Here is a 26,626-nt window from a genome sequence, read left to right as displayed (position 1 = left end):
GTTGCTCGGCGTGCTCGGCGTGCTCGGCGTGCTCGGCGTGCTCGGCGTGCTCGGCGGAAGCGTGCGCGGCGTGCTCGGCGTGTTCCGCGGAAGCGTGCTCGGCGTGCTCGGCGTGCTCGGCGTGCTCGGCGGAAGCGTGCGCGGCGTGCTCGGCGTGCTCGGCGTGCTCGGCGTGCTCGGCGTGCTCGGCGTGCTCGGCGGAAGCGTGCGCGGCGTGCTCGGCGTGTTCCGCGGAAGCGTGCGCGGCGTGCTCGGCCGACGCGTGAGCGGGGGAGACGCGGGCGTCGGGGCTCCGGGAGCCGGCGGCGCCCTGCCCGGCCTCCGCGGATCCCGTCGACCCCTCCGGCCCGGCGGGCTGCGCGGACGGGGCCGCCTCCCCGCGGACGCGGATCTCCACGCCGTCCGAATCGCCCACCCACAGCGGTGTCGTGGCGCCGCGGACGCGGCCCGAGGTCCGCTCGGTGGTGTCCGGGTCGGGCGCGTGGTCGGCGCTGTGGGTGTCGAGGTCCTGCCAGGCGGACCAGGTGCCGGTGCCGGCCGCGCGGGTGCGGACCTGCACGCGGCCCTGGAGGGCGGCGCCGGGGTCGTCCCAGATGACCCCGACGAGGGAGAAGTGCCGTACGGCCCGGGGGGTGAGGCCCAGGACGGGGGCGCCGGTGGCGCGGTCACGGGTGAGGTGCTGGAGGGGCAGCGACTGGGTGCTGCCGGGGACGTCGGACTCGGTCGTCACCGCCGGGGGCGTGGCCGCTTCTGCCGTCGGCGCCGGTCTCGCCGCGGCCGCGGTGGCGGGCGGGGCGAGAGGGAGGGCGAGGGCGGCGGCGCAGGTGACACCGATTGAGGAAGCAAGGATTCCACGCATACGCCGAGCTTGGACAGAGTCGGGCGTCCCTGCCATCCGGGAATTGACGGTCCGTCGGAGGACGTTCCCCCGAACCGGTGGCCCCGGTGCTCGGTGCGCGGGGGTCCGCCCGCGTACGCTTGCACGGGTGAACGCCACCGATCGCACCCCTGCCGACCTGCTGAGTTCCGCGCTCGCCGCGGACCCGGGACGCCCCCTGGTGACCTTCTACGACGACGCCACGGGCGAACGGGTCGAATTGTCCGTGGCCACCTTCGCCAATTGGGTGGCCAAGACCGCCAACCTGCTCCAGGACGAGCTGTCCGTCGAGCCGGGCGACCGGGTGGCGCTGCTGCTGCCCGCGCACTGGCAGACGGCGGTGTGGCTGCTGGCGTGCGCGTCGGTGGGCGTGGTCGCCGACGTGGCCGGGGATCCGGCGGCGGCCGATGTCGTGGTGAGCGGGCCGGACACGCTGGAGCGGGCGCGGGCCTGCCGGGGAGCACGGATCGCGCTCGCGCTCAGGCCGCTCGGCGGGCGCTTCCCGCAGCCGCCGGAGGGGTTCGCCGACTACGCCGTGGAGGTGCCGGGCCAGGGCGACCGGTTCGTGCCGTACGCGCCGGTCGACCCGGACGAGCCGGCGCTGATCGTGGCGGGGCGGGAGTTCTCCGGCGCGGAGGTGGTGGAGCGGGCCCGCGCGGAGGCGACGGGGCTCGGGCTGACCGGGCCGGGCTCGCGGATCCTGTCGCTGCTGCCGTACGACACGTGGGAGGGCCTGAACGCGGGGCTGTACGGCCCGCTGGCCACGGGTGGCTCGGTGGTCCTGTGCCGGCACCCGGAGCAGCTCGGCGCCGATGCCCTGGACAAGCGGGTGGAGAGCGAACGGGTCACGGCCATCGCCCGCTAGCGACTCCCGGGGCGCCCCCACCCCGCCCGAGTCACCCCACCCCGCCCGAGTCACGCCCGAACGAGCCACCCAGGCCCCGGCCGCCCACCGAATCCCCCGTTCGGCCCAGCACCGCCCGCCCTCCGCCCCTCTTCGGGTCATCCTCGTACCAGCGGCACTGCCGCACGCCGCACGCGCGCACGTCGTACGCACCACACACCCGTACGCCGTCCCGTACGCAGTGAGGGGTGGACCGGTCATGAGCGACACCTCAGGCATGTCCTCCGGGGGGCGCCGGCGGCGGCGCTGGGCGCGCGGTACCGGGTTCACGGTCGCCGGTGCGCTCCTGGTGGCCGCCGGAGCGGGCTGGGCGGTGTACACCAAGCTCGACGGGAACATCACGCCGGACGAGGCGGCCGCGGCCGAACTCGCGCGGTTCGAGCGGGAGCGGCCCACCGCGCTGGTCAAGGACGCCCGGAACATCCTGCTGATCGGATCGGACTCCCGTTCCGGCGACGACAACCGCCGCTACGGCAGGGACTCGGGGACCGAACGCTCCGACACCGTGATCCTGCTGCACCTCTCGGCGGGCCGGCGCAGCGCCACCGCCGTGTCCATACCCCGGGACCTGATGGTGGACGTGCCCGGGTGTCTGCGCCGGGACGGCACCCGGACCGAGCCGATGTTCGCGATGTTCAATTACGCCTTCGAGGTCGGCGGCTCGGCCTGCACGATCCGTACCGTCGAGAAGCTCACGGACATCCGCGTCGACCACCACATGGTCGTGGACTTCCACGGTTTCAAGAAGATGGTCGACGCGGTCGACGGCGTCGAGGTGTGCCTGCGCGAACCGGTCGACGACAAGGCCGCGGGGCTCCGGCTGCCGGCGGGCCGGGTCACGCTGAACGGAGAGCAGGCGCTCGGTTATGTGCGCGCCCGCAAGTCCCTCGGCAACGGAAGCGACACCGACCGGATGGAGCGGCAGCAGCGGTTCCTCGCGGCGTTGGTGAACAAGGTCCGCGGCAATGACGTCCTGCTGAATCCGGTGAAGCTGTATCCGGTTCTCGACGCGGCCACCTCGTCCCTCACCACCGACCCCGGACTGGCCAGCTTGCGTGGTTTGTACGAACTCGTACGGGGGCTGCGGGACATCCCCACGGAACGGGTGCAATTCCTCACCGTTCCGCGGGAGTCCTATGTCGGCAACGCCAATCGGGACCAGCTTGCGCAACCCGCGGCGGAGAAACTGTTCGAGCAGTTGCGCAGGGACGCGCCCGTGGCGGTCGCCCGTGGTGACGCGTCCGATTCCGCCGCGGAAAGCGGGGATTCGGGCACGGGCGACAAGGACACGGACGGTGACGGAATGAGCACGGAAAAGCAATCGGGGGACACCTCCGGCACCGCTTCGCCCGCGCCGACGTTCTCCGGGAACACCGCCGCCGAGGACACCTGCGCGTAAAAGCACCTCCGGGCAACTCGGAGGCAGTGAAGCCGCGTCAATGGAAATGGGCGAATTGCCCGGGTGTAGGGGCGTGGAATTCGTCACCGGCGTCGCCGGGGGCCGAACTTGCCGGTTAGTGTGAGCGATCCGGTGCGTCCGTTCCTTCAGGCCCGTCCTGAGGTCGCGCACTGTGTGACCGAGACCCGAGCGCCTTGGGAGGGGAAAGGCGCCGCGTGGCCCCGACGGAGGATCGGACAACCGTGGACGCGCAAGGCCGTGGGCGGGCGGAGAACATCGACCCCGCAGACCAGTGGGTGCTCAATCCGAACACCGGTGAATACGAACTGCGACTGACTCCTTCCACAGCGCAGTCGGCCATCCCCAGTCCCCGCAGACCGCGCTCCGCCGGCGGCGGCGCCGCGGGCACCCCGCGCGGCCGTACGGCGGCCCCGCCCCGCGCGCCGGACCGGCCCGGCCGGGACACACCCGGCCGTGAGGTGCCGCCGCAGCGCAGGCGCCGGGGCGCGCCCCCCGAGCCGCCGCCGGGCCGCCGCGGACGCCGGCCGGCGCAGCGCAGGCCGAAGGCGAAGAAGATCCTTCTGTGGACCGGCGGCACCATGGCGTTCGTGCTGCTGGCGGCCGGCACGGCCGGCTATCTGTACCTGGAGCACCTCAACGACAACATCACGTCCGTGTCCGACGACGGCGCGAGCACCGGTGGCTTCCAGAAGGACAAGGCCATCAACATCCTGCTGATCGGCACGGACAAGCGCACGGGCGCGGGCAACGAGGGCTACGGAGACAAGGGCAGCGCCGGGCACGCCGACACCACGATCCTGCTGCACGTCTCCAAGGACCGGACCAACGCCACCGCGCTGAGCATCCCCCGTGACCTGATAGTCGACATCCCGGACTGTCCGACCACGCAGGAGGACGGCTCCCAGAAGGTGATCGCGGGCTCCCCCGGCGCCCGCTTCAACACCAGCCTCGGCCAGTCCGGCCGGACGCCCAGCTGCACCATGCGCACGGTCACGGAGCTGACCGGGATCAAGCCGGACAACTTCATGGTGGCCGACTTCAACGCGGTCAAGACGCTGACCTCGGCGGTCGGCGGGGTCGAGGTCTGCCTGGCGAAGGACATCGACGACCCGGACTCCCATCTGAAGCTCCCCAAGGGCACGCACACCATCGAGGGCGAGACGGCGCTGGCGTACGTGCGGACCCGGCACTCGGTGGGCTTCGGCGGCGACCTCAGCCGGATCGGTCTGCAACAGCAGTTCCTGAGCGCGCTGATGCGCAAGCTGAAGTCGAACGACACGCTCACCAGCCCGTCCAAGATGATCAAGCTGGCGGAGGCGGGGACCGAGGCGCTCACCGTCGACTCCCAGCTGGACAGCATCAACAAGCTGAAGGACCTGGGGCTGGAGCTCGGCAAGCTCAACACCAAGAACCTGACGTTCACCACGGTGCCGGTGGTCGACAACCCGTCCGAGAAGGTGAAGGCCACCGTGGTGCTGGACGAGTCCAAGGCGCCGCAGGTCTTCGACCTGATCCGGACCGACGTGTCGTTCACCGACGTGGCGCAGCAGAAGAAGAAGGAGAAGGCGGCCGTCGCCGCGCGGCTGGAGGGGCCGAAGGCGGACGCGTCCGAGGTCCGGGTCCGCATCCTCAACGGCGGGGCCAAGGGGGGCAGCGCGCAGGCGATGCTCAGCTGGCTCCAGGTGGAGCAGGGCGTGACCAAGTCGGAGAACGCCGGGAACGCGCCGGAGAGCCTGAGCCGGACCACCCTCGAGTACGCCCCCGACCAGGCCGACCAGGCGCGCCGCCTGGCCGACATCCTGGGGCTGTCCGGGGCGGCGATGAAACCCGGCGAGAGCGTCACCAACGCCCAGGGACTGCCCGCGATGACGCTGACCCTCGGCGAGGACTTCAAGGGCGCGGGTGTCTCGTTCACGCCGCCGGACAAGGCGCCCGCGGACATCGAGAAGTCCACGGCTGACAAGGTCGAGTGCGCCAAGTGACCTGACGGGCCTGTCGTGCGTCTTACGGGACGCACGACAGGCCCGTTCCACGGCGCGAAGGGGGAGACGCAGGGGATGACGCAGAGCGGTGTGCGCGGGGAGGGGACCCGGCCGGGGAACGCAGCGGGCCGTCCGGCACCGGACGGGGCGGCGGGCCGGGACGCGCGGCGCTCCCGGGACGGCGGTGACGACGGCCCGGGAAGAGGCCGGACGGGCCGGCGGCACGGCGGGCACGGCCCCCGGCGGGGTCGTCGCGCACTGCGCTGGTCGGCGACCACGCTGGCGGTGCTGATACTCGGGACGGCCGGCGTCGGCTACCTCTACTACCGGCACCTGAACGGCAACATCGAGAAGGGGCAGCGCAGCAGCGGCGACTCCAAGGCGCGCAGGAGCGAGCCGAACGCGGCCGGGCAGAGACCGTTGAACATCCTGCTGATCGGCTCCGACAGCCGGGCCTCCGACGAGAACGTGCGGCTGGGCGGCAGCCGGGACCAGCGGGGCAACCCGCCGCTGGGCGACGTGCAGATGCTGATCCACCTGTCCGCGGACCGCAAGAGCGCAGCCGTGGTGAGCATTCCGCGGGACACCCGCGTCGACATCCCCGAGTGCACCGACCCCGGATCCGGGGAGACCTACCCGGCGACCAACGCCATCATCAACCGGACCCTGGGCCGCGGCGGCGCCGGCTGCACGCTGGCGACCTGGGAGAACCTCACCGGGGTCTACATCGACCACTGGATGACGATCGACTTCGCGGGCGTGGTGAGCATGGCCGACGCGGTCGGCGGCGTCGAGGTCTGTGTGAACCAGAACGTGTGGGACCGCCCGCTGCCCGGCGTGCCCGGCGGTTCCGGACTGAAGATGCGGGCCGGCAGCCACAAGGTCGAGGGCGAGCAGGCGCTGCAGTGGCTGCGCACCCGGCACGCCTGGGGCAGCGACCTGCTGCGGGCGCGGGCGCAGCACATGTACATGAACTCGATGATCCGCACCCTGCGCGGACAGAACGTCTTCACCGACACCGGCCGGCTGATGGACCTGGCGGAGGCCGCCACCAAGTCCCTCACCGTGTCCGAGGAGATCGGCAGCGTGAAGAAGCTCTACGGCCTGGGCATGCAGCTGAAGTCGGTGCCGCCGGACCGCATCACCATGACGACGCTGCCCACCGTGGAGGATCCGCAGAACCGCAACCACCTCGTCCCGGCCGGCGCCGACGCCGAGCAGGTGTGGGCCATGCTCCGCGACGACGTGCCCTTCGACGACAAGGGCGGCGCGGCGGACGCCAGGAAGGCGCGGGAGAAGGAGAAGACCGAGGACCCCGCCGCGCCGGACGCGCGGATCCGGGTGCTGGTGCAGAACGCCACCCGGTCGGAGACGCTCGGCCCGGTCGCCGGCCGGGCGAAGGCCGTCGCCGGGGCGCTGGTGGCCAAGGGCTTCGCGCAGGCCGCGGCGGACACCTCGGGCGCCCGTGCCGAGGACCGCACCCTCGTGCGCTATCCCGGGTCCGAGCTCAAGGGGGACGCCCAGCGGGTCGCCGAGTCCCTCGGCATTCCGCCGAGTTCGGTGAAGCAGGCGGAGGACGTCGCCGGGGTCACGGTGGTCGTGGGCGCGGACTGGCGTGAGGGGGAGGCGTATCCGAAGAAGTCCTCGCCCAGGGCGGGCGACCTTCCCGACCGGGTCGACGCGCTCAACGGCGGGGAGAAGGACAAGTGCATGGACGTCTACAAGCCCTACCGCTGGTAGGGGGCGGACACCGGACGAGCCTCACCGATCCGGCCATCGGGGCATACCGGCCGGTTGCACGGAAGAGTGATTTGTCACTGGCGTCACTCCAGGTCGGACCGGGCGGATAGTGTGAGCGATCCAGTGCCCCGGCCGCGAGGATCGTCCTGGCGCCGCGCACTGTGGTGACCAGTACCCGCGGGCACCCCCGGAGGGGGACTGCCGCGTGGCCCCGACGGAGGATTCGAACGACCGTGGACGCGCAAGGCCGTGGGCGGGCGGAGGGCACCGACCCCGCAGACCAGTGGGTGTTCAACCCGAACACCGGCGAGTACGAGCTGCAACTGGGTTCCTCGGCACCGCAGTCGGCCGTCCCCGGCCCGCGCAGGTCCGGCCCGCCCGGACCGCCTCCCCCGCCCGGCGTGCCCGGCGCCGGCAGAGCCGCGGGCACCCGCGCCCAGGCGCCGGGGCGTGCGCCGGAGCGACCAGGGCACGGGGAGGCGCCCGGCCGTGACGTCCCGCAACCGCGCAGACGCCGTGGCGCCCCCGAGGAGCCGGGCCGGCGCGGGCGCCGGCCGACGCAGCGGCCGAAGACCCGGAAGGCCCTGCTGTGGACCGGCGGCACCGTGGCGTTCGTCCTGGTCGCCGTGGGCGGCGGCGGATACCTGTACCTGCGGCACCTGGAGGGCAACGTCTCGACGACCGACGTCGGCGACGCGGGCAAGAGCAACTTCAGCAAGGACGAAGCCTTCAACATCCTCGTCATCGGCACCGACAAGCGCACCGGCAAGGGCAACGAGGGCTACGGCGACAAGGGCAGCGCCGGGCACGCCGACACCACGATCCTGCTGCACGTCTCCGAGGACCGGACCAACGCCACCGCGCTGAGCATCCCGCGCGACCTGATAGTCGACATCCCGGACTGCCCGACGAAGCTGGAGGACGGTTCCGAGAAGGTGATCCCGGGGCTGCGCGGCGTCCGCTTCAACCGGAGCCTCGGCGAGGGCGGCCGGGACCCGGGGTGCACGATGCGCACGGTGAAGGAGGTCACGGGCATCCAGCCCGACCACTTCATGATGGCCGACTTCAACGCGGTCAAGACCCTCACCACGGCGGTGGACGGCGTCAAGGTGTGCCTCGAGCACCCCGTGGACGACAAGGAGTCGAAGCTGAACCTGCCCGCGGGCGAGTCTACGGTCGAGGGCGAGGACGCCCTCGCCTTCGTCCGCACCCGACACAGCTTCGGCAACCAGGGCGACCTCGACCGGATCAAGGTGCAGCAGCACTTCCTGGCCTCCCTGATGCGCAAGATGTCCTCCAGCGACACCCTCACCAGCCCCACGAAGCTGGTGAAGCTGGCCGAGGCCGCCACTGAGGCACTGACCGTGGACACCGGCATCGGCAGGGTGAGCACGCTCAAGGACGTCGCCCTGGAGCTGAAGAAGGTGCCGCCGAAGAACATCTCCTTCACCACCGTCCCGGTGCGGGACAACCCGGCGGAGCAGGTCAAGGCGACCGTCGTCGTCGACGAGACCAAGGCGCCGCCGCTCTTCGACGCCATCAGCAACGACGTGTCGCTCACCGAGGTCAAGAAGCGGCAGAAGAAGGAGAAGGCCGCCGTCGCCGCGCGGCTGAAGGGGCCGAAGGCGGACGCCTCCGAGGTGCGCGTGCAGATCCTCAACGGCGGGGCCGAGGGGGGCAGCGCGCAGGCGATGCTCAGCTGGCTCCAGGTGGAGCAGGGCGTGACCAAGTCGGAGAACGCCGGAAACGCACCCCGGGAGCTGAGCCGGACCACCCTCGAGTACGCCCCCGACCAGGCCGACCAGGCACGGCGCCTGGCCGACATCCTGGGGCTGTCCGGGGCGGCCATGAAGCCCGGCGAGAGCGTCACCAACGCCCAGGGACTGCCCGCGATGACGCTCACCCTCGGCAAGGACTTCGAGGGCGCCGGGGTGAAGTTCGGCGGTGCGGGCGACAGGGTGCCGGACGTGGACAAGTCCACGGCCGACAAGGTGGAATGCGCGAGCTGACGCCCGGCCGGGCCGATGTCCGGCACGGACCGGCACTTGTGGAAATCGGTTGAATTCCTGGGGCAACTGACGGGCCCGTCGTGCGTCTAACAGGACGCAGGACGGGCCTGTCTCGTGACGTGAGAGGTAACAACGGGTGGGGAGGACGGGGGAAGTGACGCGGAACGCCGTGCAGGAGGCGCGGGGGACGCTCCGTGACGGACGGCGGGAACCGGGCCCCGGGGCGGACCCGTCCGACGAGGACGCGCCCGCGCCCGGTGCGGACGGGTCCGGCGGAGGCGCGGACGGATTCGCCCCCGGCGACGGCGCGGGACGCCGGCCGGGGCGCGGGCGGCGACTGCTGAAGTGGTCCGCGGCCGTCCTCGCCCTGCTCATAATCGGCGCCGCGGGCGCCGGTTACCTGTACTACCGGCACCTGAACGGCAACATCGAGCAGGACCCCCTGAACCTGGGCGACCACCAGGTCGCCGAGCCGACGCCCAACGCCGCCGGCCAGACCCCGCTGAACATCCTGCTCATCGGCTCCGACGCGCGCGACACCGAGGAGAACCAGCAACTCGGCGGCGCCCGCGAGACCTTCGGCTCCACCCCGCTCGCCGACGTGCAGATGCTGGTCCACCTGTCCGCCGACCGGACCAACATGTCCGTGATCAGCATGCCCCGCGACACCCTCGTGACGATCCCCAAATGCACCGATCCGGACGACGGGACGGTGTACCCGGCGAGCGAGGGGCGGGTGATGACCAACCAGAGTCTCGGACACGGCGGACCCGGCTGCACGGTGGCCACCTGGCAGGAGCTCACCGGCATCCACATCGACCACTTCGTCATGGTCGACTTCGCGGGCGTGGTCGCCATGGCGGACGCCGTCGGGGGCGTCCCGGTGTGCGTGGACGCCAACATCCACTCCCGCGACAGCCAGGGACACGGCTCCGGGCTGAAGCTGCCCGAGGGGACCCACCCGGTCAAGGGCGAGCAGGCCCTCCAGTGGCTGCGCACCCGGTACGGCTTCGAGGACGGCAGCGACCTCGCCCGCGCCAAGGCCCAGCACATGTACATGAACTCGCTGGTCCGCCAGTTGCGCGAGAACGCCACCCTGTCCAGCCCCAACAAGCTGCGCAGACTGGCCGAACAGGCCACCGAGGCACTCACCGTCGACCCCGGCCTGGACACCGTCAAGAAGCTCTACGACCTCAGCAACGAGCTGCGCAAGGTGGAGCCGGAGCGCATCACCATGACCACGATGCCCAACCGCTACGTGGGCGCCCGCGTGGAGCCGACCGAGGACGCCGAGAAGCTGTTCCGGCTGGTGCGCGAGGACGTCGCCCTGGACGGCAAGGACGAGAAGCCGGCCGCGGCGACCCCCGGGGCCACCCCCTCCGACGCCGCCGCGCCCGACGGTGAGATCGCGGTCCAGGTCCGCAACGGCACCCGGACCGACACCTTGGCCGCGGCCCCCGGACGGTCGAGCGCCGTCGCCGGGCTGCTCGAGGAGAAGGGCTTCACGGACGCTTCCGCCGACACCACGAGCTCCCTGAGCGAGACGCGGACGGTGGTGCGCTACCCGAGCGCCGACCTGGAGGGTGACGCGCGGCGCGTCGCCGAGGCACTGGGGATCCCGTCGGACGCGGTGAAGCGGTCCACCGACGTCTCGGGGGTCACGCTCGTGGTGGGCGCCGACTGGCGCGAGGGCACCGCGTACACGGCTCCCGAGCAGGACGACACGACTCCCGAGTCGGCGCACGCGCTCAACGGGGCGGACGACACGGCGTGCATGCGCGTCGACCCGGCCTTCACCTGGTAGGCGACGCGTGAAGGTCCCTGGAGGACCGGAGATCGCCCGGAGGCGGGGCCAGGCGCCCGATCACATCAGGCAGGAACGCGGGCCGCGCGGATGGTTGCGGGAACCCACCAGCGTCTTCGAGCGTTACGGACGACGACCTGATCGTTTTACTGCGGGACACGACGGCGGTGCCGTCGTCGGGGGAAGTGAGCACCTCATGACCATGGTGGGCCTGTTCTGGATCGCCGAGGGCGATGTGTACCTGGGCGCGAAGCCGTCCGGCCTGGCTCCCGGGGTCCGTCTGAGCCCCGACGGCGTGGTGGCGCTCGGCGACGGGCAGTACGCCCTCCACCCCTGGGAGGACGTGCGTGCCCTGACGGTGACGGACGCCCCCGTGAAGACCCTGAGACACCAGGTCGGCGTGGTCGGGAACCTGGCCCTGGGTGCGGTGACGGGCTGGGTGAACGAGCCCGCGCCGATGATGACGGTGCGCATGGAATCGTCCTCCGGTGAACACGAGTTGGCGGCATTCGTGGCCGCGGCCGCCGGCTACTCCCCGACCGAGCTCGACCTCTCCCACACCCTCCTGTCCCGCCTCACCGAGGGCGCCGCGACGATGGCCACGACGCTGGCGTGCATGTCGGAGTGGGGGCGTGCCTGGGAGGGCGGATCACCCCGGGCGGCGGAGCGGGAGAGGCTGCTGCGGGAGTGGGTGGGCTAGGGCCTGGCCCGTCGTTCGGATCCCGCCGCGGACGCGGGACGACAAGGCGCCGTCGCCTCCCGGCGTCCAGGTCCGGACGACAGCCCTGGAGAGACGCCAACAGGCCCCGTCGCCGGGGAGGGGCCCATCAGACGTCGGGTGGGTCAGGCCGCCGGGGCGTCCGCGTGGACCGCGGGACGGCGCGAGGCGATGACCTTCCGCGCCAGCGAGCGCGGACTGGTCAGGAAGCCCCAGCCCCACGACATGTGCATGGTCGCCAGCGCCACGGGGATCTGGAGCCGCGCCTTCAGCGGCAGCCCCTTGCCCGCCGGTATCGAGCCGAGCACGATCCCCGCGAGGTAACCGCCGGGCACGGCGAAGCCCCACGGCGTGAGCAGCGCGCCCACCACGGCCCCGGCCGCGATCGCGCACACGGCGGTCGGCGGGGCGAGGTAGCGCAGGTTGATGGAGCCGGCGTGGTAGCGGGCGACGACGTGCCGCCAACGGCCGTAGTCCTTGTACTGCTTGGCCAGCGCCCGCACGCTCGGCCGGGGCCGGTACGACACCTTCAGCTCGGGCGAGAACCAGATCAGCCCGCCGGCCTCGCGGATGCGGAAGTTCAGCTCCCAGTCCTGGGCGCGGATGAACTCCACGTTGTAGCCGCCCTGCTGCTCCAGCGCCTCGCGGCGGAACACGCCGAGGTAGACGGTCTCGGCGGCACCGGCCTGGCCGCCGGTGTGGAAGGCGGCGTTGCCGACGCCGATCCTCGAGGTCATCGCGGCGGCGACCGCGTGCTCCCAGTCGTTCTCCCCTTCGGCGTGCATGATGCCGCCGACGTTCTGCGCGCCGGTCTCCTCCAGCAGGCGCACGGCGGTGGCGATGTAGTTCGGGGAGAGCATCCCGTGCCCGTCGACGCGCACCACGATCGGGTGGCGGGAGGCCTTGATCGCGGCGTTGAGGGCGGCCGGGGTGCGGCCGGTGGGGTTGGGCACGGTGTGCACCCGCGGGTCCTCGGCCACGAGCTCGGCGGCGATCTCGTCCGTGCGGTCCGTGGACGGACCGAGGGCGATCACGACCTCCATCTCGCCGGCGTACTCCTGGGCGAGGATCGCGCGGACGGCGCCGCGCAGATGCCGCTCCTCGTTGAGGACGGGCATGATCACGGAAACGGCGGGGAGCCGCACGTCGGGATTGGCGTTCATAGGGGCCTCACGTTACCGCGAACGGGGGACACCGGTGCGCGTGCCGGGGGCGCTGCGCCGGGCCGCAGATCGTATCGGCCTACGGTGCTCACGATCCCACGCACGGCCGTCGCCCGGAGGTGTCCCCATGCCCACACCACCACGGTCCCCCCGGCCCCGCGGCACCGCCCGGCGCCGGCCGCGGCCGCCCGCCGAGCCCTCGCGCGGCGCGGCGCCGCCCCCCGCGGGCCGCACGAGGCCGCGCTGGACGATGCGGGCGGCGACCACGCTGTCGGTGGTGGTGCTCGCGGCGGCCGGGATCGGGCACGCGGTGATGACCAGCCTGGACGCGGAGATCGACCGGGTGGACCCGTTCCGGGACATGAAGAACCGTCCCGAGGCGGGGCACGGCATGAACGTCCTCCTGGTGGGCACGGACGGCCGCGAGAAGCTCGACCGGGCGGAACGGGCCAAGTACCACCTGGGCGGGGCACCGTGCCGCTGCACGGACACGATCATGATCGTGCACATCTCGGAGGACCGGAAGCGGGCCAGTGTGGTGAGCCTGCCGCGCGACTCCTACGCGATGACGCCCCCGCACACCGACCGGGTGAGCGGCGAGAAGCACCGGGGTCACCCCGTCAAGCTGAACGCCGCGTACGCCGAGGGCGGGCCGGAGCTGACCGTGCGGACGGTGGAGAAGATGACGCGGGTGAAGATCGACCACTATCTGGAGGTCGACTTCACCAGCTTCATGCGGACCGTGGACGTGGTCGGCGGTGTGGAGATCTGCACCGACCAGCACCTGAAGGACAGTCACACCCGGCTGGACCTGCCGCCCGGCCGGCACACGCTCGAGGGCGGAGAGGCGCTCCAGTACGTGCGTGCCCGCCACGTCGACGGGGCGGCCGACCTCGGACGGGTGAAACGCCAGCAGCGGTTCATGGCGGCGCTGGTGCACCGGGTCACGTCCTCCGGCCTCCTGCTGAACCCGATCAAGTTCCGTGACGTGACGCGGGCGGTGCTCGGCTCGGTGCGGGCGGACAAGGGCTTCGGCGCGGACGAGATGCTGGCCCTCGGGCGGGCGATGCGGAACTTCTCCCCCTCCTCCTCCGAGTTCACCACCGTGCCGATCGGGCGGTCGGGGTACGCGGTGAAGGGCGTCGGCTCGACGCTGAGGTGGGACCCGCAGAAGTCCGAGGAGATCTTCGAGGCACTGCGCCGGGACCGGCCGCTGACGGTGCGGCGCACCCCGGGCGCGGCGGTGCGGGTGCCCGTCGACCCGCGGCAGATCAGGGTCCAGGTCGCGAACGGCACACCGACGGCGGGCCTGGGCCGGCGCGTGGACGCGGCGCTCGCGTCGACCGGGTTCCGCACGACACGCACCCCGGTCAACGCCGCCGACCGCAGGGTGCAGCGGACGATCGTCGCCTACGACCCCCGCTGGGACCGCTCCGCGAAGTCCCTCGCGGCGGCCCTGCCCGGCAGCGAACTGCGCGCGGTGAAGAACCAGGGCGCCACCCTGAAGGTCATCGCCGGCACCGACTTCGTGAAGGTCCGCAAGGTCCGCGCGGCGGACCCCGGCAAGGGCGAGTTCGGCGTCGTCCGCGGCGACGAGGTGGGCTGCGCCCCCTGACGCCGGGGGGCCGGGCCTCCTTGCGCCGGCCCGCCCCGTACGGCGCCGCCCGCCCGTGGGGTCAGTCCTCGAAGCCCTCCGCCGCCCGCTTCTCGCGCAGCTCCATGATGGCCCGGCGGCGGGCGAGGCGGTGGGTCCGGCGGATCTGCGCCTCCTGGTAGCGGCGCCTGTCCCGCTCCGTCTCCGCTATCACCGGAGGGACGCGGCGGGGCTTGCCGTCGGCGTCGACGGCGGCGAACACCAGGTAGGCCGAGCCGACCTGGGTGGGTGGGGCGGACTCGTTCCATCGTTCGGCCAGCACCCGCACGCCCACCTCCATGGACGTCCGGCCGGTCCAGTTGACCTGGGCCTTCACATGGACCAGGTCGCCCACGCGAACCGGTTCGAGGAACGCCATCTCGTCCATCGACGCCGTGACCGCGGGCCCGCCGCTGTGCCGGCCGGCCACCGCGCCCGCCGCGTCGTCGACCAATTTCATGATCACACCGCCGTGCACCGTGCCCAGGAGGTTGGTGTCGTTGTGGGTCATGATGTGGCTGAGGGTCGTACGGGACGCCGAGGTGGGCTTGCCCGGGATGTCCGGACTCTCCGTCTGTGCGGCTGGGGCCTGGTCTGTCATGGCCTCCACCTTATGACGAGGCGACATCCGGGGAATTTGTGTCAGCTTCGCAACAGCGGGGCCCTGATTTTCCGACGCCCCTGTCTGGCGGACCGTCCGCACCTGCACACTGTTGCCCATGAACGATTGGCCCGAGGCATGGTCCGACGACAACCGCGGCAGCCGCTACGGACGCGGGAGCGCGAGCGCACGGCCCGAGAGCGCCCGTGTCATGCGGCAGGTGCGCCGCGGCCAGGCGGCCCCGCCCGGGCAGGGCGGGTACGGCGTGCCGCAGCAGCCGTCGTACGTGGACGGCCAGGGCCACGGCGGCTACGACAGCGGCTACAACACCGGCCAGGTCTACGGCTCCCCCGCCGGCGGCGGCCCGTCCGGTGACGGCGGCTACGTCACGCGCCCCGCGCCCGACTGGCGCCGCCGGATCAAGTGGACGACGATCACCGTCGTGACCGCGCTGGTCGTGACGACCGTCGGCACGTACTTCTGGGCCGACTCCAAGCTCAACCGCGAGGTCGACCTGTCCAAGGTCATCGACCGGCCGGAGAAGGGCGAGGGCACCAACTACCTGATCGTCGGTTCCGACAGCCGGGCCGGCATGTCGGCCGAGGACAAGAAGAAGCTGCACACCGGGTCCGCCAAGGGCAAGCGCACGGACTCGATGATGATCCTGCACACCGGTGGCAACGGCCCCACCCTGATCTCGCTGCCCCGTGACTCGGACGTGGAGATACCGACGTTCCGGGGCTCCGAGTCCGGCAAGACCTACCAGGGCACCGGCCGGCACGTGAAGCTGAACGCCGCGTACGCCGAGGACGGGCCCGAACTGCTGGTGCGGACCGTCGAGTTCAACACCGGCCTGCACATCGACCACTACGTGGAGATCGGCTTCGCCGGCTTCGCGAACATCGTGGACGCCGTCGGTGGCGTCGAGATGGACATCCCGCAGGACATCAAGGACACCAAGTCCGGCGCGGACCTGAAGAAGGGCCGGCAGACGCTGAACGGCGAGCAGGCCCTCGCCTTCGTCCGCACCCGGTACGCGCTGGCCGGCTCCGACCTGGACCGCACGAAGAACCAGCAGAAGTTCCTGTCCGCCCTCGCCAACCAGGTGGCGACTCCGAGCACGGTCCTGAACCCCTTCCGGCTCTACCCGACCATGGGCGCGGGCCTGGACTCGCTCATCGTCGACAAGGAGATGGGCCTGTTCGACCTGGCCGACATGTTCTGGTCCATGAAGGGCGTCAGCGGCGGCGACGGCACCTCCATGAACATGCCGATCTCGGGCTCCTCGGGCGGCAACCTGGTCTGGGACAAGACGAAGGTGAAGCAGCTCGTGACCGAGCTGAACAACGACGAGAAGGTCACCGTCAAGGGCAAGTGACCCGGAAGCGGCACAAAGGCCCGGGGCACCCCGCGGGGTGCCCCGGGGGGTGCGGTGTCCCGTCACATCGTGGCGCCAGCCATGGAGCGGCACATCTCGGCGCAGCGGCGACAGGACTCGGCGCAGCGCATCATCTGGGCGTCGTCCGGCATGGACATACACGCCTCGGCGCACATGTCACAGGCGCGGGCGCACATCGCGCACATCTCCGCGGCGAGCGGCGAGCGGCGCATCATCATGTCGGCGCACATGCGCGTCATCTCGGCGCAGTCCATGAGGGCGCGCATGATCTGCACGGGGGCCTGACCGGCCATCTGCAGACAGGAGCTCATGGTCTCCTCGCACATGCTGTGGCACGACATGCACGCCTCGACGCAGTCCTGCATCTCCTTGCTCATCGCCGTGGCGGCAGGCTGCTGGGTCATGGTTCCTCCCGGGGGACGAGAGGGGGCCGGGGGTCGGCCCCCGCCCCTCCGTCCTACGCCCCCCGCCCCATGACCGCCACAGGACGGAACCCGCTCCGTCGCCGGGGAGGGACGGAACGGGTTCCGGGGAGAGCCGCGGGGGTCGCGGGTTACGGCAGGTCGCGGGTCACGGCAGGTTCCTGGCCATGACGATCCGCTGGACCTGATTCGTGCCCTCGTAGATCTGCGTGATCTTGGCGTCGCGCATCATGCGCTCCACCGGGTAGTCGCGGGTGTAGCCGTAGCCGCCGAGCAGCTGGACGGCGTCCGTGGTGACCTCCATGGCCACGTCGGAGGCGAAGCACTTGGCCGCGGCGCCCTGGAAGGTGAGGTCGCTGTCGCCGCGCTCCGACTTGGCGGCGGCGGCGTACGTCAGCTGGCGGGCGGCCTCGATCTTCATGGCCATGTCGGCGATCATGAACTGGATGCCCTGGAAGTCGGCGATCGGCTTGCCGAACTGCTTGCGCTCCTTGACGTAGCCCTTGGCGTAGTCGAGGGCGCCCTGGGCGATGCCGAGGGCCTGGGCGGCGATGGTGATGCGGGTGTGGTCCAGGGTCCGCATCGCCGTGGCGAAGCCGGTGCCCTCCTCGCCGATCATGCGGTCGGCGGGGATGCGGACGTTGTCGAGGTAGACCTCACGGGTCGGGGAGCCCTTGATGCCGAGCTTCTTCTCCGGGGCACCGAAGGAGACGCCCGGGTCGGACTTCTCGACGACGAAGGCGGAGATGCCCTTGGAGCGCTTCTCGGGGTCGGTGACCGCCATCACCGTGTAGTACTCCGAGACGCCGGCGTTGGTGATCCAGCGCTTGACTCCGTTGAGGACGTAGTGGTCGCCGTCGCGGACCGCCTTGGTTTTCATGCCGGCCGCGTCGGAGCCGGCGTCCGGCTCGGACAGGCAGTACGAGAACATCGCGTCGCCCTTGGCGAGCGGGGTCATGTACCTCTTCTTCAGCTCCTCGGAGCCGGAGAGGATCACCGGCAGGGAGCCGAGCTTGTTGACGGCGGGGATGAGGGAGGAGGACGCGCAGACGCGGGCCACCTCCTCGATGACGATGACGGTGGCGAGCGCGTCGGCGCCGGCGCCGCCGTACTCCTCGGGTACGTGGACGGCGTGCAGGTCGTTCGCGACGAGCGCGTCGAGCGCCTCCTGGGGGAAGCGTGCCTCCTCGTCCACCGCGGCGGCGTACGGCGCGATCTTCGCCTCGGCCAGCGAGCGGACGGCGTCGCGGAGCATGTCGTGCTCCTCGGACGGGCGGTACAGGTCGAAGTCAGCCGATCCGGCCAAGGTCCCTCACTCCAAAGACGATGAAGACGACGCTCAGATTGATGCTAATTACCGTTAAGTAACTCGAATTTTAGGACTGTTGCGGGCGCGGGTGTACGTGAGTTTGGCGACAACGCGCAAGTCCGCCGGGTGAGGCGTGCCCGCGCGTCCCGGCTATGCTCGGGCCCGCACTACCTGCCGTATACCCCTGGAGCACCCATGGCCCTCAAGATCACCGTGATCGGCACCGGTTATCTCGGCGCGACACACGCGGCGGCCATGGCGGAACTCGGGTTCGAGGTGCTGGGTCTCGACGTGGTGCCGGAGAAGATCGACAAGCTCCGGCGGGGCGAGGTCCCGATGTACGAGCCGGGCCTGGAGGAGCTGCTGCGCAAGCACGTCGCCGGCATCGAGGGCTCGACCGGGCGGCTGCGGTTCACCATGGACTGGGCCGAGCTCGGCGAGTTCGGCGACGTCCACTTCCTGTGCGTGAACACCCCGCAGCGACACGGCGAGTACGCCTGCGACATGTCGTACGTCGACTCCGCGATCGCCTCGCTCGCGCCGCACCTCAAGGGCCCCGCCCTGGTCGTCGGCAAGTCGACCGTGCCCGTCGGCTCCGCGGACCGGCTGGCGGCCTACCTGGCCGAGCACGCGCCGGCCGGCGGGGACGCGGAGCTGGCCTGGAACCCGGAGTTCCTGCGGGAGGGTTTCGCGGTGCAGGACACCCTGCACCCGGACCGGATCGTGGTGGGTGTGCGCAGCGACCGGGCCGAGAAGCTGCTGCGGGACGTGTACGCCACGCCGATCGCCGACGGCTCGCCGTTCGTGGTCACCGACTTCCCGACCGCGGAGCTGGTGAAGACGTCCGCCAACTCGTTCCTGGCCACCAAGATCTCGTTCATCAACGCGATGGCCGAGCTGTGCGAGGCGACCGGTGGGGACGTGGCCCGGCTGGCGGAGGCCATCGGGTACGACGACCGGATCGGGAAGAAGTTCCTGCGGGCCGGGATCGGTTTCGGCGGCGGATGCCTGCCGAAGGACATCCGGGCGTTCATGGCCCGCGCCGGTGAGCTGGGCGCGGACCAGGCGCTGACCTTCCTGCGGGAGATCGACTCGATCAACATGCGCCAGCGCGGCCGAATGGTGGAGCTGACCCGGCAGGCGCTGGGCGGCGGGCCGTTCCTGGGCAAACGGGTGGCGGTGCTCGGCGCGACCTTCAAGCCCGACTCGGACGACGTCCGGGACTCGCCGGCGCTGAACGTGGCCGGGCAGATCCACCTCCAGGGCGGCCAGGTCACGGTGTACGACCCCAAGGGCATGGACAACGCCCGCCGCATCTTCCCGACCCTGGGCTACGCCGACACGGCGCTGGACGCGGTGCGCGGCGCGGACGTGGTGCTGCACCTGACGGAGTGGCGGGAGTTCCGCGAGCTGGACCCCGGGCGGCTGGGCGAGGTGGCGGCGCAGCGGCTGGTCCTGGACGGGCGCAACGCGCTCGACCCGGAGACGTGGCGGCGGGCCGGGTGGCGCTACCGCGCGATGGGGCGCCCCACCGCCTGACGAGGAACGGGTGACGCCGGTTCGGCCGAGGCTCAGTCGGCCGAACCGGCGTCTTGTTGCATTCTGCCCCACTGGGCGCGGAGCCGGTACGGGTGACGTCTTCTTCACCCCCTTCACCCCCTTCGTCCCCCTCATGCCCCCGGGCCCGGGCGTCCGCGCTCCGGGCGTCCGGGCGTCCGCGCTCCGGGCGTCCGCGCTCCGGGCGTCCGGGCGCCGGCTGCGCCGCCCGCCCCGGTACGGCTACGCACCCTTGGCGCGGTAGCGGCGCATCTTCGCGCGGGCACCGCACACCTGCATCGAGCACCAGCGGCCGCGCCCGGCGGGGCTGCGGTCGTAGTAGGCCCAGTGGCAGTCGGCGGCCTGGCACGCCTTCAGCCGGTCCCAGGTGCCCTCGACCAGCGCCTCGGCGACCGCGGCGGCGACCCGGGAGAGCAGGGGGCGCGCGTCGGCCGGGGCCAGGGCCGCCGAGCCGTCCGCCGGGTCGACGGACACCACCAGCGGGGCACGGGCCAGCAGCTCGCCGAGGGGGGTCACCTCGCGGTGCGGCGGGTGCCCGGCGTGGGCGAGCAGGGCGGCCCGCAGCGACTCGCGCAGCTCGCGGGCCCCGGGCAGGTCGTCCTCGGCGAGCCCGAACGGCGTGCGGCCCGCCGCTGTGTCGAGCGAATCGGCGCCCGTCTCCACGTCCAGCGTGTTGACCAGGGATTCGATCAGCGCCAGCGAGCCGGGGGCCGGCGATTTCTCACTCATGCTTGCGACGTTACCGCCCATGCAGGAGTATGCAGTAACACCGTTACCGGTTATCCGGCTCTATGGGTAACCGACGGACTTCGAGGAGGAAGTCATGGCTCTGAGCACCGTGGGCGCCGTCGTCCTGGACTGCCCCGACCCGCGCGCACTGGCCGGGTTCTACGCCGAGCTCCTGGGCGGCACGGTCGAGGGCGACGGCGACTGGGTGGACCTGAAGGTGCCGGGCGGTCCGGCGCTCGCCTTCCAGGCCGCCCCGGGACACGTACCGCCGCAGTGGCCGGCCGCGGACCACTCGCAGCAGTTCCACCTGGACCTGACCGTCGAGGACCTGGACGCGGCCGAGAAGGCGGTCCTGGCGCTGGGTGCCGAGCCACTGGACACCGAGGACCGGGCGCGGACCTTCCGGGTTTACGCCGACCCGGCCGGGCACCCGTTCTGCCTGTGCGCCTGCTGACAACGGGAGGTTCCATGGCCGCCGCGGCCCGTCTGCGTTCCGTCGTGCTCGACTGCCCCGACCCGCGGGAGCTGGCACGCTTCTACGCGGCCGTGGGGGGCGGCGTGCCGGAGGAGGACGACCCGGACTGGGTCGTCCTCGAGGTCCCCGGCGGGCCGCGGCTCTCCTTCCAGCGGGTGGCCGGATACACCCCGCCGGAGTGGCCGCGGGCCGACCGCAACCCCCAGCAGTTCCACCTGGACTTCGACGCCGGCGGCACCTGGGAGGAGGTCGACGCGGCCGAGGAGAAGGTGCTGGCGCTGGGGGCACGCGTGCTCGACCGGGAGGACGACGAGAAGAAGGACTTCCGGGTGTACGCCGACCCGGCGGGTCATCCGTTCTGCCTGTGCCGGATCGAGCAGCCGTAGCGGGGACGGGCCCGGCCGGACGGCTCAGCCGTCCGGCGCCGTGATCGTCCGCCGTCGTCGACGCGGAGCGGCGCCGGTGGGTCGCGTGGACGGCGGAGGACGGGGCGTGCCGCAGTCGCGGCACGCCCTCGGCGTCACCGCGGCGATCGGCCCGGAGCGGGTGGGGGTGCGGCTCTCCCCCGGGCTCACCGGGACGGCACCGAGGAGGGCGGCACCGACGCCCTCCACCCGGCCCTGGCCGGCCCTGGCCGGGGCGCCGGCGGGGCTGGGACTCGGGTACCGGCACCTCTGGTGTACACCGACCCGGACGCACCCCTTGTTCCACCGGATCCGGGCAGCCTGGCCGGGCACGCTGATCGCCGACCCCGTCCTGCCGGAGCCGACCACCGAGGCCGTGCCGCGGGCGGCCGAGCGGCTGCCGAGCGCCGACGCGGACCTGATCGCGCTCGGCCGGCCCATCCTGCCGATCCCGACCCGGTGCGGCGGCTGCGGCTGGGCGCACCACTGAACGAAGTGCGCGACCGCTGCCTCATGTACGGGGCGGGGCGGCCGGCTGCACCGACCACCCCACCCTCGACGACCTGGCCGCGCGGGCTCAGACGTCGGTGCCGTCCAGCGATTCCGGCGTGGCGTTGGACGGCGCGCGGGTCGCCTGAAGGTGCCGCGCCACGTCCTCCGCGTCGCCCAGCACGCGCACCGCGTTCTTCCAGGTCAGCTTGGCCAGATCGGCCTTGGACCAACCGCGGTCCAGCAGTTCCGCGATCAGGTTCGGGTAGCCGGAGACGTCGTCGAGGCCGTCCGGGGTGAACGCGGTGCCGTCGTAGTCGCCGCCGATGCCGAGGTGGTCGATCCCGGCGACCTCGCGCATGTGGTCCAGGTGGTCGGCGACCGTGGCCGCCGTGGCGACCGGGCGCGGGGTGCGCTCCTCGAAGGCGCGGTGGACCTTCATGGCCTCGGCCGTGGTGTCGAGCGGGTGGAAGCCGTGGGCGCGCATGTTCTCGTCGGCCGCGGCCGTCCACTCGACGGCCGCCCGGAGGACGAACTTGGGCACGAACGTCACCATCGCGACACCCCCGTTGGCGGGCAGCCGTTCCAGCACGTCGTCGGGGATGTTGCGGGGGTGGTCGCAGACCGCGCGGGCCGAGGAGTGGGAGAAGAGCACCGGCGCGGTCGTGGTGTCCAGCGCGTCCCGCATCGTGGTGGCGGCGACGTGGGAGAGGTCGACCAGCATGCCGAGCCGGTTCATCTCCCGCACGACCTCACGCCCGAACGCCGACAGGCCACCCACCCGGGGCTCGTCGGTCGCCGAGTCCGCCCACGGCACGTTGTCGTTGTGCGTGAGGGTCATGTAGCGCACGCCGAGGGCGTACAGCCCCCGCAGGGTGCCGAGCGAGCCCGCGATGGAGTGCCCGCCCTCCGCGCCCATGAGGGAGGCGATGCGTCCCTCGCCGCGCGCCGCCTCCATGTCGGCGGCGGTGAGCGCGGGCGTCAGGTCCCGGGGGTGACGGGCCTGGAGCTGCCGCACGCAGTCGATCTGCTCCAGGGTGGCCGGCACCGGGTCGGGCAGGTCCGCGCGCACGTACACCGACCAGAACTGCGCACCGACCCCGCCCGCGCGCAGCCGCGGGATGTCGGTGTGCAGGTGGGCGCTCTGGTCGCCGGCGATGTCGCGGACGTCGAGGTCGTAGCGGACCTGTTCGCGCAGCGCCCAGGGCAGGTCGTTGTGCCCGTCGACGACGGGGAACTCGGCGAGGAGCGCGCGGGCGTCGTCGAGGGAGGTCACCGGGCTCACTTCCCGAAGCCGAAGCCGTTCGCGGAGCCCTCGACCTTGGCGCGCAGCCGCTTGCCCTTCTCCGTGGCCTGGTCGTTCAGGTCCTGCTGGAACTCCCGCATCCGCCCGAGGAGTTCCTCGTCGTGCGCGGCGAGGATGCGGGCCGCGAGCAGACCGGCATTGCGGGCTCCGGCCACCGAGACGGTGGCGACCGGGACTCCGGCCGGCATCTGCACGATGGACAGCAGGGAGTCCATGCCGTCGAGGTACTTCAGCGGCACGGGCACGCCGATGACCGGCAGCGGGGTGACGGAGGCGAGCATGCCGGGCAGGTGGGCGGCGCCGCCCGCACCCGCGATGATCACCTTCAGCCCGCGGTCCGCGGCCTGCTCGCCGTACGTGATCATCTCGCGGGGCATGCGGTGCGCGGAGACGACGTCGACCTCGTAGCCGATCTCGAACTCGTCGAGGGCCTTGGCCGCCGCCTCCATGACGGGCCAGTCGGAGTCCGACCCCATGACAATGCCGACAACTGGGCTCATTCGGTGATCGTGCCTCTCAGGTAACCGGCTGCGTGACGGGCGCGCTCCAGCACGTCGTCCAGGTCGTCGCCGTAGGTGTTGACATGGCCCACCTTGCGGCCGGGCTTCACGTCCTTGCCGTACATGTGGATCTTCAGCTGGGGGTCGCGGGCCATGCAGTGCAGGTACGCGGAGTACATGTCCGGGTAGTCGCCGCCCAGGACGTTGACCATGACCGTCCACTTCGCGCGCGGGCGCGGGTCGCCGAGCGGCAGGTCGAGGACGGCGCGCACGTGGTTGGCGAACTGACTGGTGATCGCGCCGTCCATGGACCAGTGACCGGAGTTGTGCGGGCGCATCGCGAGCTCGTTGACGAGGATGCGGCCGTCGCGGGTCTGGAACAGCTCCACGGCGAGATGGCCGACGACGCCCAGTTCCTTGGCGATGTTCAGCGCCATCCGCTCGGCTTCGAGGGCCAGGGCCTCGTCGAGGTCGGGGGCGGGGGCGATGACCGTGTCGCAGACGCCGTCGACCTGCCGGGACTCCACGACCGGGTAGGCCACGGCCTGGCCGTGCGGGGAACGCACCACGTTGGCGGCCAGTTCGCGCACGAAGTCGACCTTCTCCTCGGCGAGCACGGGCACGCCGGCCTTGAACGGCTCGGCGGCCTCCTCCGCGGAGTGCACGACCCACACGCCCTTGCCGTCGTAACCGCCGCGGACGGTCTTGAGCACGACGGGGAAGCCGCCCGCCCGCCGCCGGCCGCCGTCCTCGCCGGAGGGCCCTGCGGGCCCGCCCGTTTCGAGCTCGGCCGCGAACGCGGCCACGTCGGCCGGATCGGAGACGATGCGGTGCCGCGGGCAGGGCACGCCGATCGCGTCGAGCTTCGCGCGCATCACCCCCTTGTCCTGGGCGTGCACCAGCGCGTCGGGGCCGGGACGGACGGGGATGCCGTCCGCCTCCAGCGCCCTGAGGTGCTCGGTGGGCACGTGCTCGTGATCGAAGGTGATCACGTCGCAGCCGCGCGCGAACTCGCGCAGCGTGTCCAGGTCGCGGTAGTCGCCGACGACGACATCACCGACGACCTGCGCCGCGGAATCCTGCGGAGTGTCACTGAGGAGCTTGAACCTGATGCCGAGCGGGATGCCCGCCTCGTGTGTCATACGAGCGAGCTGGCCACCGCCGACCATGCCGACTACCGGGAACGTCACGTCCCCAGGGTATCGGCCGCGCCACGGTGGCCGATTTCCCGCCCGCCCCGCGGGACGGTCTGCGGTCCACGGCGTCGTCCGCAGGAAGATCGCGCGGAAGGGTGGTTAGCATGGCTGGGTTGACACAACCGACGGACGGGAGCCTTCAGGCGATGGGACGCGGTTCCTCGGGGCTCCGGCGGCTCTTCCAGGAGGTCGCCAAGTTCGGCGCGGTGGGCGGAGCGGGCCTGCTCGTCAACCTCGGCGTGTTCAACCTCGTGCGGCACGTCACCGACCTGCAGGTGGTGCGCGCCAGCGTCATCGCTACCGTCGTCGCCATCGCCTTCAACTACCTCGGCTTCCGGTACTTCACGTACCGCGACCGCGACAAGAACCGCCGTACGCGTGAGATGTCGCTGTTCCTGCTGTTCAGCGTGGTCGGCCTGGTGATCGAGAACGGCCTGCTCTACGCGGCCACGTACGGCTTCGGCTGGGACAGCCCGTTGCAGAGCAACATCTTCAAGTTCCTCGGCATCGCCGTCGCCACGCTGTTCCGCTTCTGGTCCTACCGCACGTGGGTGTTCCGCGCGCTGCCGGTCCGCGATCCGGCGGCGGGGGCGGATCCGGTCGCCAAGGGGGACGGCTCCCGGCAGCCGGCCAGGCAGCGGGTTCCCTAGCGCCAGGCAGCGGGTGCCCCGGCAAGGCGGGGCCGGGTCAGCGCACCGTACGGCTGCCGGCGTCGTCCGAGGACTTCCGCGGCGGCGTACGGGAGAGGAACAGGCCGAAGACCGCGGGCTTGGCCTGGAGCATCTCCAGCCGTCCGCCGTCCGCCTCCGCCAGGTCCCGGGCGACCGCCAGACCGATACCGGTGGAGTTGCGGCCGCTGATCGCCCGTTCGAAGATCCGCGCGCCCAGGTCGGCGGGGACGCCGGGCCCCTCGTCGGTGACCTCGATGACGACCTGGTTCCCGGTGACCCGGGTGCGCAGGGCCACCGTGCCACCGCCGTGCATCAGCGAGTTCTCGATCAGCGCGGCCAGGACCTGGGCGACCGCGCCCGGTGTGCCCACGGCCTTCAGGTTCCGCTTGCCGGAGCTGACGATCGCGCGGCCCGCGCTGCGGTAGGCGGGGCGCCACTCGGCGAGCTGCTGCTGGATGACCTCGTCCAGGTCGAACGTGACGGCGGAGCCGGTGCGCGGGTCGCGGGAGTTGGTCAGCAGCCGCTGCACGACGTCCGTCAGCCGCTCCACCTGCGTCAGCGCGATCGTGGCCTCGTCCTTCACGGTGTCCAGGTCGTCGGTGAGGGTGATCTCCTCCAGCCGCATGGACAGCGCGGTCAGCGGGGTGCGCAGCTGGTGGGAGGCGTCGGCGGCCAGCCGCCGCTCGGCGGTCAGCATGCGGGCGATGCGCTCGGCGGAGGCGTCCAGCACGTCCGCGACCCGGTCCAGCTCGGGGACCCCGTACCGCTTGTGCCGGGGGCGGGGGTCGCCGGAGCCGAGGCGTTCGGCGGTCTCCGCGAGGTCGGTCAGCGGGGAGGCGAGGCGGTTGGCCTGGCGGATCGCCAGCAGCACGGCGGCGATCACCGCCAGCAGCGCCACCAGCCCGATGATCAGCAGGGTGCGGCCGACCTCCCGGGTCACCGAGGAGCGCGGCTCCTGGACGGTGACCGTCTCGCCCTCCTCGCCCCCCGCCGAGGCGGTGATCACGTCGCCGTCCGGCTTGCTGCCCACCTCGATGGGCGGCTTGCCGGGGATGCGGATCACCGCGTAGCGGTCCTCGGCGACCTGGTCGCGCAGCACCTCGGCGCTGACCTGCTCCTCGACGATCAGCCGGCTGTCGACGATGCTGGCGAGCCGGACCGCCTCGGACTCCACCCGCTCGCGGGCGCTCTCGGTGATGGTGCGGGTCTCCACGATCACCAGGGAGACGCCGAATACGGCGATCACGACGAGCACCACGGCGAGCGTGGACTGGATCAGACGGCGGCGCATGTCCTCTTACCCCACACGAACCCGCGA

At 72.0% G+C, this 26,626-nt stretch carries 23 protein-coding genes and 1 pseudogene; 14 read left to right on the top strand and 10 right to left on the bottom strand.

Annotated features, from left to right (window positions below; genetic code table 11):
- Positions 1-730, bottom strand: a pseudogene (locus ACFYOV_RS25855) (N-acetylmuramoyl-L-alanine amidase); the annotation flags it as partial.
- A gap of 256 nt (positions 731-986) precedes the next feature.
- On the opposite strand from ACFYOV_RS25855, the gene ACFYOV_RS25850 reads away from it, so the two are divergent.
- The 7 genes from ACFYOV_RS25850 (at position 987) to ACFYOV_RS25820 (ending at position 11,436) form a co-directional block, all read left to right on the top strand.
- The gene (locus ACFYOV_RS25850; protein ID WP_389091191.1) at positions 987-1,742 is read left to right on the top strand and encodes a TIGR03089 family protein; all 756 of its coding nucleotides are present in this window, start codon (positions 987-989) and stop codon (positions 1,740-1,742) included.
- A 238-nt stretch (positions 1,743-1,980) separates the two neighbouring features.
- Positions 1,981-3,180: an LCP family protein gene (locus ACFYOV_RS25845; RefSeq protein ID WP_389091189.1), complete on the top strand. Its 1,200-nt coding sequence runs from the start codon at positions 1,981-1,983 to the stop codon at positions 3,178-3,180.
- Positions 3,181-3,422: 242 nt separating this feature from the next.
- Positions 3,423-5,183, top strand: a complete 1,761-nt coding sequence (locus tag ACFYOV_RS25840) for an LCP family protein (RefSeq protein WP_389091187.1) — start codon at positions 3,423-3,425, stop codon at positions 5,181-5,183.
- 75 nt (positions 5,184-5,258) lie between these two features.
- A complete protein-coding gene (locus ACFYOV_RS25835) occupies positions 5,259-6,923 on the top strand; it encodes an LCP family protein (protein WP_389091185.1) in 1,665 nt (554 codons plus the stop codon).
- Between the two features lie 233 nt (positions 6,924-7,156).
- Entirely contained in the window at positions 7,157-8,932 is a 1,776-nt protein-coding gene (locus ACFYOV_RS25830) for an LCP family protein (RefSeq protein ID WP_389091184.1), read from the top strand.
- A 154-nt stretch (positions 8,933-9,086) separates the two neighbouring features.
- Entirely contained in the window at positions 9,087-10,736 is a 1,650-nt protein-coding gene (locus ACFYOV_RS25825) for an LCP family protein (protein WP_389091182.1), read from the top strand.
- 196 nt (positions 10,737-10,932) lie between these two features.
- On the top strand, positions 10,933-11,436 hold the full coding sequence (locus tag ACFYOV_RS25820) for a hypothetical protein (RefSeq protein WP_389091180.1): 504 nt from the start codon (positions 10,933-10,935) through the stop codon (positions 11,434-11,436).
- A gap of 143 nt (positions 11,437-11,579) precedes the next feature.
- Here ACFYOV_RS25820 and ACFYOV_RS25815 read toward each other — a convergent pair whose 3' ends face one another.
- Positions 11,580-12,617, bottom strand: coding sequence for a glycosyltransferase family 2 protein (locus tag ACFYOV_RS25815; protein ID WP_389091178.1), 1,038 nt, complete (start codon positions 12,615-12,617; stop codon positions 11,580-11,582).
- Positions 12,618-12,744: 127 nt separating this feature from the next.
- On the opposite strand from ACFYOV_RS25815, the gene ACFYOV_RS25810 reads away from it, so the two are divergent.
- Positions 12,745-14,232, top strand: a complete 1,488-nt coding sequence (locus ACFYOV_RS25810) for an LCP family protein (protein WP_389091175.1) — start codon at positions 12,745-12,747, stop codon at positions 14,230-14,232.
- A gap of 61 nt (positions 14,233-14,293) precedes the next feature.
- Here the strand turns inward: ACFYOV_RS25810 and ACFYOV_RS25805 are convergent, their stop codons facing one another.
- A complete protein-coding gene (locus ACFYOV_RS25805) occupies positions 14,294-14,851 on the bottom strand; it encodes an acyl-CoA thioesterase (protein WP_389091173.1) in 558 nt (185 codons plus the stop codon).
- A gap of 118 nt (positions 14,852-14,969) precedes the next feature.
- Here ACFYOV_RS25805 and ACFYOV_RS25800 point away from each other — a divergent pair, with 118 nt between their 5' ends.
- Positions 14,970-16,229, top strand: coding sequence for an LCP family protein (locus ACFYOV_RS25800; RefSeq protein WP_389091172.1), 1,260 nt, complete (start codon positions 14,970-14,972; stop codon positions 16,227-16,229).
- Positions 16,230-16,291: 62 nt separating this feature from the next.
- Here ACFYOV_RS25800 and ACFYOV_RS25795 read toward each other — a convergent pair whose 3' ends face one another.
- Both ACFYOV_RS25795 and ACFYOV_RS25790 read right to left on the bottom strand, forming a co-directional pair.
- Complete coding sequence (locus ACFYOV_RS25795) at positions 16,292-16,654, bottom strand: four-helix bundle copper-binding protein (RefSeq protein WP_389091169.1); 363 nt, start codon at positions 16,652-16,654, stop codon at positions 16,292-16,294.
- 166 nt (positions 16,655-16,820) lie between these two features.
- A complete protein-coding gene (locus ACFYOV_RS25790) occupies positions 16,821-17,978 on the bottom strand; it encodes an acyl-CoA dehydrogenase (protein ID WP_389091167.1) in 1,158 nt (385 codons plus the stop codon).
- 198 nt (positions 17,979-18,176) lie between these two features.
- Here ACFYOV_RS25790 and ACFYOV_RS25785 point away from each other — a divergent pair, with 198 nt between their 5' ends.
- The gene (locus tag ACFYOV_RS25785; protein ID WP_389091165.1) at positions 18,177-19,520 is read left to right on the top strand and encodes a UDP-glucose dehydrogenase family protein; all 1,344 of its coding nucleotides are present in this window, start codon (positions 18,177-18,179) and stop codon (positions 19,518-19,520) included.
- A 240-nt stretch (positions 19,521-19,760) separates the two neighbouring features.
- Here the strand turns inward: ACFYOV_RS25785 and ACFYOV_RS25780 are convergent, their stop codons facing one another.
- On the bottom strand, positions 19,761-20,267 hold the full coding sequence (locus ACFYOV_RS25780) for a CGNR zinc finger domain-containing protein (protein WP_389091163.1): 507 nt from the start codon (positions 20,265-20,267) through the stop codon (positions 19,761-19,763).
- A gap of 94 nt (positions 20,268-20,361) precedes the next feature.
- Between ACFYOV_RS25780 and ACFYOV_RS25775 the strand changes: the two genes are divergently transcribed.
- From ACFYOV_RS25775 to ACFYOV_RS25765, 3 genes are all read left to right on the top strand, one after another.
- Complete coding sequence (locus ACFYOV_RS25775) at positions 20,362-20,721, top strand: VOC family protein (protein WP_389091161.1); 360 nt, start codon at positions 20,362-20,364, stop codon at positions 20,719-20,721.
- Positions 20,722-20,735: 14 nt separating this feature from the next.
- Positions 20,736-21,128 carry a VOC family protein gene (locus tag ACFYOV_RS25770; protein ID WP_389091158.1) on the top strand — a complete coding sequence of 131 codons (393 nt, stop codon included), beginning with the start codon at positions 20,736-20,738 and terminating at the stop codon, positions 21,126-21,128.
- Positions 21,129-21,234: 106 nt separating this feature from the next.
- Entirely contained in the window at positions 21,235-21,636 is a 402-nt protein-coding gene (locus ACFYOV_RS25765) for a hypothetical protein (protein WP_389091156.1), read from the top strand.
- Between the two features lie 87 nt (positions 21,637-21,723).
- Here the strand turns inward: ACFYOV_RS25765 and ACFYOV_RS25760 are convergent, their stop codons facing one another.
- Genes ACFYOV_RS25760 through ACFYOV_RS25750 form a run of 3 tightly spaced genes read right to left on the bottom strand, consistent with a single transcriptional unit; the run spans position 21,724 to position 24,631 of the window.
- Positions 21,724-22,911: a dipeptidase gene (locus tag ACFYOV_RS25760; RefSeq protein WP_389091258.1), complete on the bottom strand. Its 1,188-nt coding sequence runs from the start codon at positions 22,909-22,911 to the stop codon at positions 21,724-21,726.
- A 5-nt stretch (positions 22,912-22,916) separates the two neighbouring features.
- On the bottom strand, positions 22,917-23,441 hold the full coding sequence (purE, locus tag ACFYOV_RS25755) for a 5-(carboxyamino)imidazole ribonucleotide mutase (protein ID WP_389091154.1): 525 nt from the start codon (positions 23,439-23,441) through the stop codon (positions 22,917-22,919).
- Positions 23,438-24,631 carry a 5-(carboxyamino)imidazole ribonucleotide synthase gene (locus ACFYOV_RS25750; protein ID WP_389091152.1) on the bottom strand — a complete coding sequence of 398 codons (1,194 nt, stop codon included), beginning with the start codon at positions 24,629-24,631 and terminating at the stop codon, positions 23,438-23,440. Before ACFYOV_RS25750 ends, purE begins: the two co-directional genes overlap by 4 nt.
- Before the next feature lie 152 nt (positions 24,632-24,783).
- Here ACFYOV_RS25750 and ACFYOV_RS25745 point away from each other — a divergent pair, with 152 nt between their 5' ends.
- Entirely contained in the window at positions 24,784-25,287 is a 504-nt protein-coding gene (locus ACFYOV_RS25745) for a GtrA family protein (RefSeq protein ID WP_389091257.1), read from the top strand.
- Between the two features lie 37 nt (positions 25,288-25,324).
- Here the strand turns inward: ACFYOV_RS25745 and ACFYOV_RS25740 are convergent, their stop codons facing one another.
- Complete coding sequence (locus ACFYOV_RS25740; protein ID WP_389091150.1) at positions 25,325-26,599, bottom strand: ATP-binding protein; 1,275 nt, start codon at positions 26,597-26,599, stop codon at positions 25,325-25,327.
- Positions 26,600-26,626 lie beyond the last annotated feature (27 nt).

This window comes from Streptomyces sp. NPDC005931 (genome assembly GCF_042871235.1).
Taxonomy (GTDB): Bacteria; Actinomycetota; Actinomycetes; order Streptomycetales; family Streptomycetaceae; genus Streptomyces.
This window is presented reverse-complemented; position numbering and strand designations above follow the sequence as displayed.